Annotated in this window: 14 protein-coding genes and 1 pseudogene; 11 read left to right on the top strand and 4 right to left on the bottom strand. The window is 29.8% G+C overall.

From position 1 onward, the window contains the following. Positions 1 to 400: 400 nt before the first annotated feature. Positions 401 to 537 (bottom strand): annotated as a pseudogene (locus tag Q0998_RS19360) (transposase); the annotation flags it as partial. Positions 538 to 1,081: 544 nt separating this feature from the next. On the opposite strand from Q0998_RS19360, the gene Q0998_RS00290 reads away from it, so the two are divergent. The 5 genes from Q0998_RS00290 to Q0998_RS00270 all read left to right on the top strand — a co-directional run bounded on the left by Q0998_RS00290 (position 1,082) and on the right by Q0998_RS00270 (position 4,274). Next, complete coding sequence (locus Q0998_RS00290; RefSeq protein ID WP_299664589.1) at positions 1,082 to 1,771, top strand: DUF6250 domain-containing protein; 690 nt, start codon at positions 1,082 to 1,084, stop codon at positions 1,769 to 1,771. An 11-nt stretch (positions 1,772 to 1,782) separates the two neighbouring features. Further along, the gene (locus tag Q0998_RS00285) at positions 1,783 to 2,424 is read left to right on the top strand and encodes a carbohydrate-binding family 9-like protein (protein ID WP_299664587.1); all 642 of its coding nucleotides are present in this window, start codon (positions 1,783 to 1,785) and stop codon (positions 2,422 to 2,424) included. 145 nt (positions 2,425 to 2,569) lie between these two features. Then, positions 2,570 to 2,800: a hypothetical protein gene (locus Q0998_RS00280; RefSeq protein ID WP_299664585.1), complete on the top strand. Its 231-nt coding sequence runs from the start codon at positions 2,570 to 2,572 to the stop codon at positions 2,798 to 2,800. Beyond that, a complete protein-coding gene (locus Q0998_RS00275) occupies positions 2,801 to 3,163 on the top strand; it encodes a sialate O-acetylesterase (protein WP_299664583.1) in 363 nt (120 codons plus the stop codon). 508 nt (positions 3,164 to 3,671) lie between these two features. Continuing rightward, on the top strand, positions 3,672 to 4,274 hold the full coding sequence (locus tag Q0998_RS00270; RefSeq protein WP_299664581.1) for an alpha-ketoglutarate-dependent dioxygenase AlkB: 603 nt from the start codon (positions 3,672 to 3,674) through the stop codon (positions 4,272 to 4,274). Between the two features lie 2 nt (positions 4,275 to 4,276). Here the strand turns inward: Q0998_RS00270 and Q0998_RS00265 are convergent, their stop codons facing one another. From Q0998_RS00265 to Q0998_RS00255, 3 genes are all read right to left on the bottom strand, one after another. Further along, positions 4,277 to 4,984 (bottom strand): LytTR family DNA-binding domain-containing protein, encoded by a 708-nt coding sequence (locus Q0998_RS00265; RefSeq protein WP_299664580.1) that lies wholly within the window; start codon positions 4,982 to 4,984, stop codon positions 4,277 to 4,279. Next, positions 4,981 to 6,078: a histidine kinase gene (locus Q0998_RS00260; protein ID WP_299664579.1), complete on the bottom strand. Its 1,098-nt coding sequence runs from the start codon at positions 6,076 to 6,078 to the stop codon at positions 4,981 to 4,983. The genes Q0998_RS00265 and Q0998_RS00260 overlap by 4 nt, the downstream gene beginning before the upstream one ends. Before the next feature lie 133 nt (positions 6,079 to 6,211). Continuing rightward, entirely contained in the window at positions 6,212 to 7,219 is a 1,008-nt protein-coding gene (locus Q0998_RS00255) for a galactose oxidase (RefSeq protein ID WP_299664578.1), read from the bottom strand. A gap of 249 nt (positions 7,220 to 7,468) precedes the next feature. Between Q0998_RS00255 and Q0998_RS00250 the strand changes: the two genes are divergently transcribed. The 6 genes from Q0998_RS00250 to Q0998_RS00225 all read left to right on the top strand — a co-directional run bounded on the left by Q0998_RS00250 (position 7,469) and on the right by Q0998_RS00225 (position 14,356). Next, the gene (locus tag Q0998_RS00250) at positions 7,469 to 8,779 is read left to right on the top strand and encodes a DUF4270 family protein (RefSeq protein ID WP_299664576.1); all 1,311 of its coding nucleotides are present in this window, start codon (positions 7,469 to 7,471) and stop codon (positions 8,777 to 8,779) included. A gap of 5 nt (positions 8,780 to 8,784) precedes the next feature. Continuing rightward, the gene (locus Q0998_RS00245) at positions 8,785 to 10,029 is read left to right on the top strand and encodes a hypothetical protein (RefSeq protein ID WP_299664574.1); all 1,245 of its coding nucleotides are present in this window, start codon (positions 8,785 to 8,787) and stop codon (positions 10,027 to 10,029) included. Between the two features lie 73 nt (positions 10,030 to 10,102). After that, positions 10,103 to 10,993, top strand: a complete 891-nt coding sequence (gene rluF, locus Q0998_RS00240; RefSeq protein WP_299664572.1) for a 23S rRNA pseudouridine(2604) synthase RluF — start codon at positions 10,103 to 10,105, stop codon at positions 10,991 to 10,993. An 89-nt stretch (positions 10,994 to 11,082) separates the two neighbouring features. Then, complete coding sequence (gene tgt, locus Q0998_RS00235; protein WP_299664569.1) at positions 11,083 to 12,213, top strand: tRNA guanosine(34) transglycosylase Tgt; 1,131 nt, start codon at positions 11,083 to 11,085, stop codon at positions 12,211 to 12,213. A gap of 150 nt (positions 12,214 to 12,363) precedes the next feature. Next, positions 12,364 to 13,455 (top strand): LptF/LptG family permease, encoded by a 1,092-nt coding sequence (locus tag Q0998_RS00230; RefSeq protein WP_299664567.1) that lies wholly within the window; start codon positions 12,364 to 12,366, stop codon positions 13,453 to 13,455. Beyond that, complete coding sequence (locus Q0998_RS00225) at positions 13,442 to 14,356, top strand: EamA family transporter (protein ID WP_299664565.1); 915 nt, start codon at positions 13,442 to 13,444, stop codon at positions 14,354 to 14,356. Before Q0998_RS00230 ends, Q0998_RS00225 begins: the two co-directional genes overlap by 14 nt. The last annotated feature ends 23 nt before the right edge of the window (positions 14,357 to 14,379 follow it).

The raw sequence follows: 14,379 nt of genomic DNA, 5'->3' as shown, positions 1-14,379 counted from the left end.
AAACTAAAAGTGGCAGTAAAAAATTAATTTGTAATTAATAAAAGCCTCAAATTTATAAATTTGAAGCTTTTATACATTTTTTAGTAAACTGTACAAATTAGAAGTTTGTATATAATGTAATTTATTATCAAAAGGCATTTATATAATTCTTATATCAAAATATCTAGCTTAATGAAGCTTTCTTTATTAGATGGATGAATTCAAAGTATATCAAAGCATTATTTTACTTTTCCTAATCTAAAGTGAAGTTTTATTTTATACGCTAATTCACTCAAAAAATATATTTCTAACAAGATATCTTTTATTTATTTTTTCCAAAAGCTTCTTCCTGAAAACTGGAAAACAGCTCACTAAAATGATTCCTTTTTTTAATGGAGTGCAGTTGGGCGGAGGGTTACGTTTCAACAGGTAAATATTTCCATTGAATCCCTGTTTTAATTTATAGAGAATAGCGTTAACAATCTCACAAAGAGGTGCTTTAGATTTAAAACCTCTTTTTGGCAATGGTAAATAGGGAACTATTTCTAATTCTATCATATCTTTGTCGAGTACCTAGTACACTGGGTTGTAATTTTTATGTTTCGCAACACAAATATCTACAACCCTTTTATTTTTATCAAAAAAAAGTCAAGATGACTTCTATCTTTAACGATGGTGCCTAAAATTAAAAACACACACATTACTGATGATATTGACGCATTGTCAATATGTTTTTATTAAGTTTTAGGTATTATTGTCTGTTTATGATATCTGCGCATTTATAGATAAAGACAGATTGACATTAGATATCGATACAGAAAACAATCAACTAGATTGCAAGCTAGCAAAAAGCATTAGAAAATATTTTTGTTTAGAAACCAAACAAACAAATTTATTTGTATGTAACTTTTCCTTAAGATAAAATCAAATAAATTGCTATATTTAAGTTTTACAGGAACTTTAAAAACCATAAACTAAAATTTAAGATGAGGTGTAAGAATTTACTTCTTTCAATTTCTTTTTTGACAACAATATATGCTTTATTTTCACAAGATATAGTTCGTAAAAATTATGAGTTATAATAATTTAGATGTGTAAAACAATGTTTAGAATTTATCATTTTCCCTTTTTTTTAATACTTTTATTTTTCTTTGGATGCAATTCGGCATCAGAAAAAATTAGCTACAAAGATGTTTTAAATACGTCTAGAAACTGGGTTGTAGAACAACAACCAAAAGGTACATCAATCTTTAAAAACAACACACTCGAAATTATTGATGCAAAAGGCTGCACCATTTGGTTTAAAAATAAACTAGAAGGAAACATAAAAATTCAATACGAAATTACAATCATAGACGAAGGTGGTAAGTATGATAGAGTTTCTGATATGAACTGTTTTTGGATGGCGACTGATCCTAAAAATCCAGATGATTTTTTTAAAGATGCTAAAAAAAGAGCAGGTCGTTTTTCTAACTATCATCATTTAACACTATACTATGTAGGTTACGGTGGGCATCATAATACCAAAACAAGGTTTAGAAGGTATAATGGAAGTATTGATAGACCATTATTACCAGAACACGATTTATCTGATAAAAAATTTATGATTACGGCCAACAAAAAAATGCAGATTGAAATTGTGGTAAAAGACAATTTTACAAGCTACGCAAGAGATGGAGAAATCATTTTTAAAATGAACGATATGGAACCTTATAAAAGTGGTTACTTTGGATTTAGAACAGTTAACAACCACTTGCGTATTGAAAATTTTAAAGTGATTCAATTACCTTAATTCAAACTATAATGAATACCTACAAGGTGAAAAACGTAAATAATAAAAACGTACAAATTACTGGAGACGATAAGAATATAATTTGGAAAACAGCAAATAGTTTGACCAATTTTTCTTGTCCTTGGAACAATCGACCTATAAATAAAACTGAATTTAAGGCAATTCACAATTCAGAAAATATCTTTTTTCAATTTAAAGTTGATGATCCTCAAACGTACATTCATTCTTCAGCAAATAAAAATGAGAGCATTAATAATTCTGACAGAGTAGAATTATTTTTTAGAAGTGATGCTTCTCTAAATCCATACTACTGTCTAGAAATAGATCCAACATCAAGAATTATGGATTTTAAAGCACAACCAAATAAGAAATTCGATTTTAATTGGAATTGGGCTCAAAATCAGATTGCAGTAAAATCATCAATACATCAAGACCATTATATTGTAGAAATTGTTATTTCTCTTCAATCTTTAAGAGATTTAAATGTACTAAAAGATAATAGTATTGAAACAGGAATTTACAGAGCAAAATATAATAAAACAAAAGATAAAAGCTATCAACCAACTTGGATTACGTGGATAAACCCAAATACAGAAACACCTAACTTTCATACCCCAACTTCTTTTGGACTTTTGGAGTTAGAGAATTTATAAATATAAAATAGTTCATAAATAAATGATGAAATCAATTTTTCTTATATGCATTGGTTTAATTTCTTTAGTAGTATTTTTATGCTGTAAAACAGAAGAAAAAGGAAACCATTTATTTATCCTTTCTGGTTAATCTAATATGGTAAGAATGGATGTGAAAACATCATTTACACCCATTTTAGAATCACATTTTGGGGCTGAAAACGTTATTATTGTAAAAGATGCAAAAGGGTCTCAATCGATAAGAAGATGGTATAAAAAATGGGAATCGCCAGATGGAGATATCCCTACTATTCGTGGAAATTTGTATAATAAGTTGTTGAGAAAAGTAAGAGATGTTATCAAAAATAAAAAAATAAAATCGATTACTTTTATTTAGATGCAGGGTGAAAGAGATGCCAGACAAAAATTTGCAACTGTTTATGAAAATAGTTTATTAGGATTGCATCAACAATTAAAAAATGATTTAAAACGAGACAATATCAATTTTATAATTGGCAGATTAAGCGATTTTGATATGGAGAATAAAAACTGGAAGCATTGGACAAAAATTAGAATTATTCAGGAAAAAGTGGCGAATTCGAATCCAAATTTCGCATTTATAAATACTGATGATTTAAATACTGGTTTAGACAACAAAGGCAAATATGTAGAAGACGATTTGCATTTGTCTGAAGAAGGATATAAAATTTTAGGAAAAAGATTTGCTGAACAAGCCATTGCGCTAATTCAGCAAAATTAACCTTCTATTTACTCAAGTTATTGAAACAAATACAGATAATTCATTCGTAACTCATTTCAAAACGATAAGTGTTGCTTCAGCAAAAACTATTAATTGTAAGCGCTTTTCTAGGTTAAGTAATGATGTTACGTACAAAATATTAAATTTAACCCGTTGTGCATTTTGAGTTAAATATATTCCAAAATGTCAGTTCGAGTGATTTTTTGATAAAAAAATCGTATCGAGAACTAGTTTAGAAACGAAAATTCTTATTCTCGATACAAATTTCACTTATTTCAATCGTGAAATTCACTCGAATTGACAGAATTTATCAAAATGCACAACGGGTAAATTTAGTTTATGAATATTCATAACTTTTTTAGATTTATATACCTACTATTTGCTAGTTACTCTAACCTACATTACAGCAATAGGATTGGAAATAGTTAGACATGTTATCAATACCAAAAATTACTATTTAATAAAATCTAAAAATAGTTATTTCAAGTTTAATTTGTACTTTTAATGTATGGATTTATTCGCTTCAGAAACAGTAAAAAATATTCTACCTTTTGATGGGGTTACTAATTATCACGGTATTGTTTTAAATAAAAATCAATGTGATTTTTATTATGAGAAGTTCATGAATACCATTCAGTGGAAAAACGATGAGGCTATTATTTTCGGCAAGAAAATAATTACGAAAAGAAAAGTGGCTTGGTACGGAAATGCTGAATTTTCATATACATATTCAGGTACAACTAAAACGGCAAGTATCTTTACAGAAGAGCTGTTGGCATTAAAAGAAATTGTTGAAAAAGAAAGTGGAGAAACCTACAATTCTTGTCTCCTAAATTTATATCACTCAGGAGATGAAGGAATGGCGTATCATTCAGACGGAGAAAAAATGTTGAAGAAAAATGGCGCGATTGCTTCAATATCTTTAGGAGCAGCGCGTAAATTCTCCTTTAAACACAAAGAAAATAAACAACGAATAGATATTGTATTAGAAAGAGGAAGCTTACTAGTAATGAAAGAAAACACGCAGTCTCATTGGTTGCATCGATTGCCACCTACTAAAAAGATTTTGACACCTAGAATTAATTTGACGTTTAGAACGATAGAATTGTAAAATTAACTGTCAATCTTTTTAATAAAATCATCTTTATAATTTAGTCCAATAGGAATCCATTTACCATCAATAATAATTCTATTTCGTTGTACAGAGTAAATATGCTTAATGGAAACAATAAAGGATTTATGAACCCGAATAAAATTTGAGTTCCCTATTTTTTCTTCAAAACTTTTTAGACTACTTAGCGTTAAAATAGGCTTCTCTTTATGGGTGTAAATTTTAATATAATCTTTTAAAGATTCTACATATTTGATGTCTGCTAAACTTATTTTTAAATTTTCATATTCAGATTTTACAAAAATAAATTCAGGTTTTATTTCCCGATGCACACTTGGTGTCTCTTTTTCTACCTTTAAATTTAATAAATTTTGAGCTCTGGTAGCTGCTTTTAAAAATCTATGAAATGGTATTGGTTTTACAAGATAATCGATAACATTTAAATTAAAACCCTCTACAGCATAATGTGAATATGCTGTTGTAAAAGCAAACATAGGTTTTGGATCTAAAGATTTAATAAGATCTATTCCAGAAAAATCTGGCATTTCAATATCCGTAAAAATTAAATCTATTTGATGTTCTTGTAAAATAGTTGTTGCTTCAAAACCACTAGAGCAAGAGGCAACTAATTCTATAAAAGAAATTTTAGATATAAAATCTTCTAGTACTTCAAGAGCAAGCGGTTCATCATCAATAATTAAACATCTCATATCTGCTTGTTTTTCAATTCTAAAATTAAATTAACTGTATATGATTTTTTATCACTTTTTATATCGAGTGTATGCGCATTCGGATACAGCAAGTTCAATCTATTTTTTATATTTTCTAATCCTATTCCTGAATTTTCTTTTTTTGTTTTTTGGTGGGAAGAAGTATTATAAACATATAAATGTAAGGTCTTATCTTCAATAATTATTTTTATTTTTATGTCTGTTTTTCCATTAAAATTGGTACCGTATTTAAAAGCATTTTCTATAAAAGAAATTAAGAGTAAGGGTTCTATTTTGTAGTTTAAATTCCCGTGAATATTTACGCTTACTCCGCTAGAATCTTTCAAACGAAGTAACTGCAATGAGATGTAGTTTTTAATATGTTCAATTTCTTTTTCTAAAGATACTGTGTCTTCATTTGCTTCGTAAATTATATAGCGCATTAATTCAGATAGCGTTACAATTGCTTCTGTAGTATTGTCTGATTTTTTGTTCGCTAAAGCATAAATACTGTTTAAAGTATTGAATAAAAAATGTGGATTTAATTGTGCTTTTAAAAAAGAGAGTTCAGAACTTACTTTTTGAGATGCTATTAAAACTCTTTCTTTTTCTGTTCGATACCACTCTATACCTAGTTTTATACTTGTACTAAGTGTAAAAAATAGCAATAAGAGGGCAAATATGGGTAAAGTTTTAAAAAAGAACAAACCTTTGCCTCTTGGTTTTGGAAACATCCTAGGGAAACCTTGTGGTTTGTATTCTCGAAATCCATTTGGTGGATTTATGTTGAAAGGCTTGGCAATAACAAATTCTAAGAATAAAGTAAAAGAAATACTAAGTACTAAAACGGTAATTATATAGAATAAAAATTTTTTCTTAAGAAAAATTTTAGGGACAAGGATGTAATAGTTTAAATAAAAAGTGATAAAAAATACACTGAATTTAAAATAGAAATCATTAGGGACACTCCCAATTTTTAAATAGATCGGAGAAGCACTAATCGCAAAAAAAATAATCCATACTAGTATATGAACAGTTAAACTTGCTATTTTCTTATGATAAATATTCAATTTATTTTCTATTATAAAGTACAATGTTATAGAGTTTGATTCTTAAAATACTCCCAAAAGACTGTTGTATTTTTCTTAAAAAAAAATAATAAAAATAAATTGACTTAAAGAGAAATTTATTTTTTATCATTTACAAAAGAGTTATTTAGTTGAAAAATTAATCATCTTCATTTTCTAATTCTTCAGGTCTAAATTCCCAAACATCATCAAAATAGTAGCTACCACTTCTACCCATTAATACATACGCCTTAGCATCAAAAGTAAAGGTATTGGCATTTTGTCTTGCAGAACCTTCAAAGGCAGGTAATTCTTCCCAAGTATCTGTTGCAGGATCATATCCCCAAGTTTCTGTTGTTATGGCGCCAGCAATTCCTGTAGTTATATATCCTTTTCCATTTAGAGAAAAAGAAGCTCCGCTACTTAATAGAATTTCATAATCATCATCATCGTCATCGTCATCATCTAAGTCGGTTAATCTTGTCCAGTTAGTGCCATCAAAAGAGTAGAAATCCTCTTCATAAGCTCCGTTATGAATTCCTAAACCAATATAGGCAATTTCATCAATTACAAAAACGGAAGCACCCTGTCTTTTTTCTCCACCAAAACCTACAGATTGTTCCCAAGTATCTGTAGCCACATTGTATTTCCAAAAATCTTTTTGCTCACTTCCATCATAGCCCGTTCCAATATATCCATTTCCTGCAATAGAAAATCCTATGGCTCCATACCTTGCCGTGCCACCGAAATCTGCTTTTTGTGACCAGGTGTCTGTAGTTGGATTGTACTCCCAAAAATCTTTCAGTTCGTCATCTCCATCATAACCAGTTCCAAGATAGCCTTTTCCATTAATGGTAAATCCTACAGCACCACTTCTTCCTACTCCAGGAAAATCTGCTTTTCTAGTCCAATAATCCTCATCAGAATTATACTCCCAAGTATCTGTTAAGTAATCATCGCCATCATAGCCTGTTACTAAATATCCTTTTGTACCAATGGTAAAACTGATAGAATTTGCTCTTGAGTTTCCATCAAAGGTTGAACTTTCTACCCAGTTCCCATATTCGTATGCATCATCGTCATCATCGCTACATCCTATAAAAGATATAGATACGAACATGACTAAAAATAAAATTTTACTTTTTTGTATCAAATTTGCTTCTTTCATTCTGTTTAATTTATTCATTTCCTTAGTTATCAAACAAAATTAGAAGCTATTAAAATGTAAATTAGTACGAAATAGACAAACAGGTATATTTTATAGATAACCGTGTAAATCAAATGTTAATTTTCTCAAAATGTAGTAATTATTAGATTTAGAGATGTTTTTTGCTAGTAAGTCTATGAAAAAGTGCTGTTTGTATATTTTATGATTTTTTGTGATAACCTGCCTAATACTTTTGCTTTAAAAAGTAAAATGAGGTATTTTATTATAGGTGTTTTAGGTGTTCTTTTGTTTGTCTCCTGTTCTTCAGAAGAAAATGCAACGTATGAAGTTGGAAGTGATTTTATAGAGAATGCTATACAAATAAGGTTGCTAGATACATTTGCTATAAAAGCAGGAACTTTTAAATTAGACTCTTTACCCACATCAAGTACAAATCGTATTTTATTAGGCAGTTTAATAGACGATCATCTAGGGCATTTAACAGCAAAATCTTACCTTCAATTAACTACCAATACCTTTTCTTTAGATACTGATGCTATTTATGATTCTATAGGAATCATTTTAAACTATGATACTTATTACTATGGAGATACTACAAAAATACAAACCTATACTGTTCATAGAGTAAGCCAAACGATAGTCCCAGAGGAAGGAACTGATTTCTACAATACTTCTTCGTTAAATTATGATTCAGAATCATTAGGGTCATTAAGCTTTACACCCAGACCCAATAAAAGTACAGATTCTTTATACATTCCTATAAAAGATGCATTAGGGGAAGAAATATTTGATAAAATTATAGATAATGAGATCAATAGTTCAGATGATTTTTTACAATATTTTAAAGGAATTGCTATTGTACCAGATACTACTCTAGACAGCCATGTTTTAGGGTTTCATACTTTGACAGCAGAAACTACAGCTAGCAATTCTAGAATGCGATTGTATTACACCGTAAAAGATGATGACAATGAAGACAATAATTATTTTATAGATTTTACGATTACTAGTGAAGCAAATCAATTCAATGAAATTAGTTCAAATGTCACAGCAACCCTATTAGGCGATTTTGAAAATGGAGAAGACATTAAACAAAGTACCAATACCAACAATTTAATTTTTACTCAAGGAGGAACGGGTATTTCTTCTAGAATAGAAATTCCATCCATAAAAAAACTAACAGAAATTTCAAATACAGGTACTGTACTAAGTGCAGAATTAACTTTTATACCTTCAAATAGTAGCAATAGCGATTTACTAGAAGATGCACTATTGGTTTACATCGTAGATCATAAAAACAGAATACTAAATGAGCTTACAGATATTGATGGTAATGCTGTGAATGCAGTTTTAAATGATGAGGGTAATGAGTTTAATTCGAATACCTATTATAGTATCGATTTAAGTGGTTTTGTTGAAGAAATATTACAAACGGAAGCAGATTTAAATTATGCAATTATGATTCAGTTTAGTGATTACAATAGCATTGTTAAAAACTTAGTTATTCAGAACGATACAGAAAACGAAATAAAATTAACAGTAAAATATTTAAATTATTAATGAAGATGTTAAAAAAAAATTTAGTTTTATTGTTCATTGCTTCCATCAGTAGTTTTTTTTCACAAAATAATACAAACACACCTTATTCTTTGTTTGGTTTAGGTGTAGAAAACAAAACCGGAACAGCAGGCTTAACAGCTCTAGGAAACACTGGGATTGCTCAAAAGAACCTATTCGAAATAAATATTTTTAATCCTGCCAATTTAGGAAACATGATACAAGGATCTTTCTTATATGAATTTGGGATTAACGGCATCTATGCTACTTTAAAAACCAACACCTTAAGTGAAACAACCAATAATGGTAATTTTTCTCATGTGGCCATTGCTTTTCCAATAAAACACAATTGGGGTATGGGTATAGGACTATTGCCTTATACAAAAACAGGTTATAATGTAGATATAGAAAATGCAATAGAAGGTTCTACAGATACCTATATTACAAGAATAACCGGTACTGGCGGGTTGAATAAATTTTACATTTCTTCAGGAATCAAAGCCTTAAAAAACCTTTCACTTGGTGTAGATTTTTCTTTTCTATTTGGAGCTATCAATCAAGAGAATCAATTATTTACAGATTCGTATGTTGCTATTAGCGATCAAAATAGTTATGGTGGTGTGCAATTAAAAACAGGTTTTCAATACACATTTCCTAGTCTCAAAGGAATAAAAACTACGCTTGGTGGTACTTTAGAATTGCCAACATCACTTAGGGGAAGTCAAATAAGATCTTCATATAAAACTTCTTCAAACGGCACTTCTATAACTATTGAAGAGGAGGTTGAAAACGAATTAGATAATTTTGAACTTCCTACTGCTTACGGATTAGGTTTTACTACGGTTTTAAATAAAAGTTTTACATCAAGTTTCGATTATAAGAAATTATTTTGGAGTGATACAAGTCAAAAGTTAAATAATGAGCGGTATACAAATCAATCTATATATGCTTTTGGGCTAGAATACGAAGCGTCGAAGAATAAAATTAACTATTTTAACAATGTAAAATATAGGATAGGAGCCAACTATAATACTGGTTTTTTACAAATATCTAATCAACAAATAAAAAGTTACTTTCTGTCTGCTGGTTTAGGTTTGCCTTTAGGAAAGCATACGAGAAGTAATTTAAATATTTCGTATTCTTATGGAAAAGAAGGAACCTTAGAGCATAAATTAATAGAAGAAAATTTTCATAAGATTACTTTAAACTTAAACTTTGTAGGGAAATGGTTTGATAAAAGAAAAATAGATTAATTCAAATAAATTTAGCTTTTTAAACAGTAGAATTACAATCTTATAAGTACTTTTGGTGTAAAATATTTCTCTTTTGGATACCAACAATCAACAGTCTATAAATCTTAATAAATACATTAGTTCTTCAGGAATTTGTTCTAGAAGAGAAGCTGAGAAATTTATAAGTGAAGGTAGAGTTACTATCAATGGAAAACCTACTCAATTAGGAAATAGAGTAGCCAAAAAAGATGTTGTAAAATTAGATGGAACTGTTGTAAGACCTAAAGATACTGTTTTATACATCGCCTTAAATAAACCAGTTGGTATTGTTTCTACTACTGATGAAAGAGAGCCTGATAATATTATAAAACACATCAATTATCCTGAAAGGCTATTTCCAATTGGACGTTTAGACAAACCTTCTGAAGGGTTAATTTTCTTAACTAACGACGGTGATATTGTCAATAAAATCTTACGCGCAGGAAACAATCACGAGAAAGAATATTTTGTTTCTGTAAATAAATCTATATCAGATGATTTTATTCAAAAAATGGGAAATGGAATTCCTATTTTAGGAGTCGTTACTCAAAAATGTTTGGTAGAAAAAGTGAGTGATAAAATTTTTAAAATCGTTTTAACACAAGGTTTGAATCGTCAAATTCGTAGAATGTGCGAATATTTAGAGTATGAAGTTACCAAGCTGAAACGTACTCGAATTATGAATGTCGAGTTAGGCTATTTACAATCTGGCGATTGGCGAGAATTGACAGAAGAAGAGATGAAAGAAATCAATACAATGATTGCGACTTCTTCTAAAACCGAAGAAGCTTCAACAACAGCGCCAAAGCCAAAACAAGTAAAGTCTAAAAGAAAACAAGCACCTACTAAAAACGACTTCAATAAAAAAAGTGCATCTTTTAGGAAATCATCACCAAAAAGTAAAAGAAACAACTCGAGCTTTTCTTCCAAAAAGAAACGTTGGTAATCAGCAACGAATCGCAACCCTTTTTTTTTAAGTGAATAATTTTTCTTACAAGGGGTTTAAACCCCTTGTTAGTAGTATCTTTGCCGACAATGAAATTTGACTTAAAATTAACAGACCCAAAAAGTAAGGCAAGAGCAGGCGTAATAACTACAGATCATGGTGAAATAGAAACACCTATTTTTATGCCTGTAGGAACTGTTGGAACCGTAAAAGGAGTACATCAAACAGAACTTAAAGATGAGATAAATCCTGATATTATTTTAGGAAACACCTATCATTTATACTTGCGTCCAGGTATGGATATTTTAGAAAAAGCAGGTGGTTTGCACAAGTTTATGAATTGGGATCGTAATATCTTAACAGATTCTGGAGGCTACCAAGTGTATTCGCTTTCTGGAAGAAGAAAAATTAACGAAGAAGGTGTAAAGTTTAAAAGTCATATAGATGGTTCTATGCACTTTTTTACACCAGAAAATGTCATGGAAACTCAGCGTACAATTGGTGCAGATATCATTATGGCGTTTGATGAATGTACACCTTATCCATGTGATTATAATTATGCAAAACGCTCTATGCACATGACGCATAGATGGTTAAATCGCTGCATGAATCATTTAGAAACATTGCCCTTTAAATATGGGCATGAACAAGCATTTTTTCCAATCGTTCAAGGAAGTACGTACAAAGATTTAAGAAAACAATCTGCAGAATATATTGCAAATGCGGGTGCAGAAGGAAATGCAATTGGCGGACTTTCAGTAGGGGAACCAGCTGAAGAATTGTACGCAATGACAGAGATTGTTACAGAAATTTTACCAGAAGACAAACCTCGTTATTTAATGGGCGTAGGAACGCCAATAAATATTTTAGAAAATATTGCATTAGGTATAGACATGTTCGATTGTGTAATGCCCACTAGAAACGCACGAAATGGCATGTTGTTTACAGCACATGGAAGCATCAATATTAAAAATAAAAAGTGGGAAGACGATTTTTCTCCAATAGATGATATGGGCATTACTTGGGTAGATACCATGTATTCAAAAGCCTATTTAAGACATTTATTTGCAGCCAAAGAAATGCTAGGAAAACAAATTGCATCTATTCATAACCTTGGTTTTTATGTTTGGTTGACAAGAGAAGCTAGAAAACATATCTTAGCAGGAGATTTTAGAGAATGGAAAGATAAAATGGTCAAACAAATGGATAAGCGACTTTAAAATCCCCTTTGTCCTTTAGACATTTCCCCAAAGGAGAAAGTAGCGTTAGTTTAATAGAAACGAATATATAAGAAAAATAAAAAAATAAAATGTTACTTCGCAAAAGTCCTTCTTGGGGAAGGATTTAGGATGGGCTCTTAGCACAGTTTTATGAAAATTATAGATTGGTACATATTAAAACGATTTTTGGTAACATTTCTGTTTACCTTATTAATCTTAATTCCAATAGCAATAGCTATCGATGTTTCTGAAAAAGTAGATAATTTTTTAGAACATCCAAACCTGGGGTTAGAAGAAATTTTAAATGATTACTATTTAAATTTCATTATTTATTATACCAATACTTTTATGCCTTTGGCATTATTTATTGCCGTTATATTGTTTACGTCTAAACTTTCTAACAATACAGAAATAATTGCCATAACAAATGCGAAAGTCTCTTTTACACGCTTTTTGTATCCATATTTTATTGGAGCAACTTTAATCACACTAGTTTCTTTAGGAATGAACCACTATGTTGTGCCTAAGAGTAGTAAAGTAAGAAAAGCGTTTGAAAAAAAATATATAAGCAATACAAAACAAAAAAATGAGTTAAAATATATTTCCGATTTTAGCTTACAACTTACAGATAGTACTTATATTTTTATAAGAAGTTTTAATACAGAAACAAATTCTGGATATGATTTTACTTCGGAAACCTATGATGGTTTAGAGTTAAAATCTAAACTTTTTGCAGATAATTTAAGGTACAATACAAAAGACTCTACATTCGCTTTAACACGGTGGCGAAAACGCTTAATTTTTGAAAATAGAGACAGTATTTTTTCTGGCAATAAAATAGATACGGTGTTTAATTTTACACCTCGAGATTTAATTTATAAATCTGCATTTGCCCAAGAAATGCCAACCAATGAATTGGTTAAATTTATTGACCTTTCTAAAAAAAGAGGCGTTAAGAATTTAAATGCCTATTTAGTTGAGCTATACAAAAGAACAAGTTTACCAATAGCCTCTTATATTCTTACTATTATAGCTGTTGCTTTGGCATTTAGAAAGAGAAGAGGAGGTACTGGTGTAAATTTAGCCATAGGTGTTGGTATTATGTTTTTATATGTTTTCTTTATGAAAATTGGTGAGGTTTTAGGCTCTGTCGCAGGCGTAAACTCATTAAATTATGTATGGATTCCTAACATCATGTTTGGCAGTTTAGCTATTTATCTATACTTTAATGCAAGAAAGTAAAATAAAAAATTACCTCTTACTTCATCTCGTTGTTTTTATCTGGGGTTTTACCGCAATTTTAGGCGCTTTAATAACAATTGATGCAATTCCGTTAGTTTGGTATCGAATGCTTTTGGCTGTTGTGTTTATTGGCATTTATTTTCTGTTGAAGAAAAAATCATTTAAAATAGATGTTAAGGGACTCCTAAAATTTTTCTTTACCGGAATCGTAATAGCATTACATTGGATCTTTTTTTTTAAAGCAATAAAAGTATCTAATGTTTCAGTTGCTTTGGTAACCATGAGCACGGGTGCATTTTTTACATCTTTAATAGAGCCTGTTTTTTTTAAAAGAAAAATAAACGGAATAGAAATATTTTTGGGGCTGTTAGTTATTGCTGGTTTGTACATTATTTTTAATTTTGAAACGGAATATAAACTTGGTATTATATATGCTTTGATAGCCTCTTTTTCAGGTGCTGTATTTGCAGTTTTAAATGGTTTGTTTATTAAAAAATACCAAGCGGATACCATTTCATTTTATCAATTACTTTTTGGGGTTGTTTTTGTGAGTGTTTATCTATTGTTTAACAATGGCTTTTCTGCAAGTTTCTTCCAGATACCAATCTCAGATTGGTTGTATTTAGTGGTATTGAGTAGTATTTGTACAGCTTATGCTTTTATTGTTTCTGTAAAAATTATGAAATATTTATCTCCCTATACAGTCATGCTTACCATTAATTTAGAACCCATTTATGCCATTGTTTTAGCATTGCTTATTTTTGGTGAAAAAGAAAAGATGAGTAGTACCTTTTATCTAGGTGCTTTTATGGTACTCTTTGTGGTATTATTAAACGGAATTATAAAAAATAGTACTGCCATAAAAGGAAAGTTTCAACAAAAGTTAAAGCGAAAAAAGTAAATCTATTTTGCCTGAGAAAGTAA

The sequence above is a fragment of the uncultured Polaribacter sp. genome, from assembly GCF_947501385.1.
Taxonomy (GTDB): Bacteria; Bacteroidota; Bacteroidia; order Flavobacteriales; family Flavobacteriaceae; genus Polaribacter.
Note: the sequence above shows the minus strand (reverse complement) of the source record. Positions and strands in the feature narration are given on the sequence as shown.

Coding starts and splice junctions, on each gene's coding strand:
- Q0998_RS00290 (WP_299664589.1), top strand. CDS start 1,082: ATGTTTAGAATTTATCATTTTCCCTTTTTTTTAATACTTTTATTTTTC.
- Q0998_RS00285 (WP_299664587.1), top strand. CDS start 1,783: ATGAATACCTACAAGGTGAAAAACGTAAATAATAAAAACGTACAAATT.
- Q0998_RS00280 (WP_299664585.1), top strand. CDS start 2,570: ATGGATGTGAAAACATCATTTACACCCATTTTAGAATCACATTTTGGG.
- Q0998_RS00275 (WP_299664583.1), top strand. CDS start 2,801: ATGCAGGGTGAAAGAGATGCCAGACAAAAATTTGCAACTGTTTATGAA.
- Q0998_RS00270 (WP_299664581.1), top strand. CDS start 3,672: ATGGATTTATTCGCTTCAGAAACAGTAAAAAATATTCTACCTTTTGAT.
- Q0998_RS00265 (WP_299664580.1), bottom strand. CDS start 4,984: ATGAGATGTTTAATTATTGATGATGAACCGCTTGCTCTTGAAGTACTA.
- Q0998_RS00255 (WP_299664578.1), bottom strand. CDS start 7,219: ATGAAAGAAGCAAATTTGATACAAAAAAGTAAAATTTTATTTTTAGTC.
- Q0998_RS00250 (WP_299664576.1), top strand. CDS start 7,469: ATGAGGTATTTTATTATAGGTGTTTTAGGTGTTCTTTTGTTTGTCTCC.
- Q0998_RS00245 (WP_299664574.1), top strand. CDS start 8,785: ATGTTAAAAAAAAATTTAGTTTTATTGTTCATTGCTTCCATCAGTAGT.
- tgt (WP_299664569.1), top strand. CDS start 11,083: ATGAAATTTGACTTAAAATTAACAGACCCAAAAAGTAAGGCAAGAGCA.
- Q0998_RS00230 (WP_299664567.1), top strand. CDS start 12,364: ATGAAAATTATAGATTGGTACATATTAAAACGATTTTTGGTAACATTT.
- Q0998_RS00225 (WP_299664565.1), top strand. CDS start 13,442: ATGCAAGAAAGTAAAATAAAAAATTACCTCTTACTTCATCTCGTTGTT.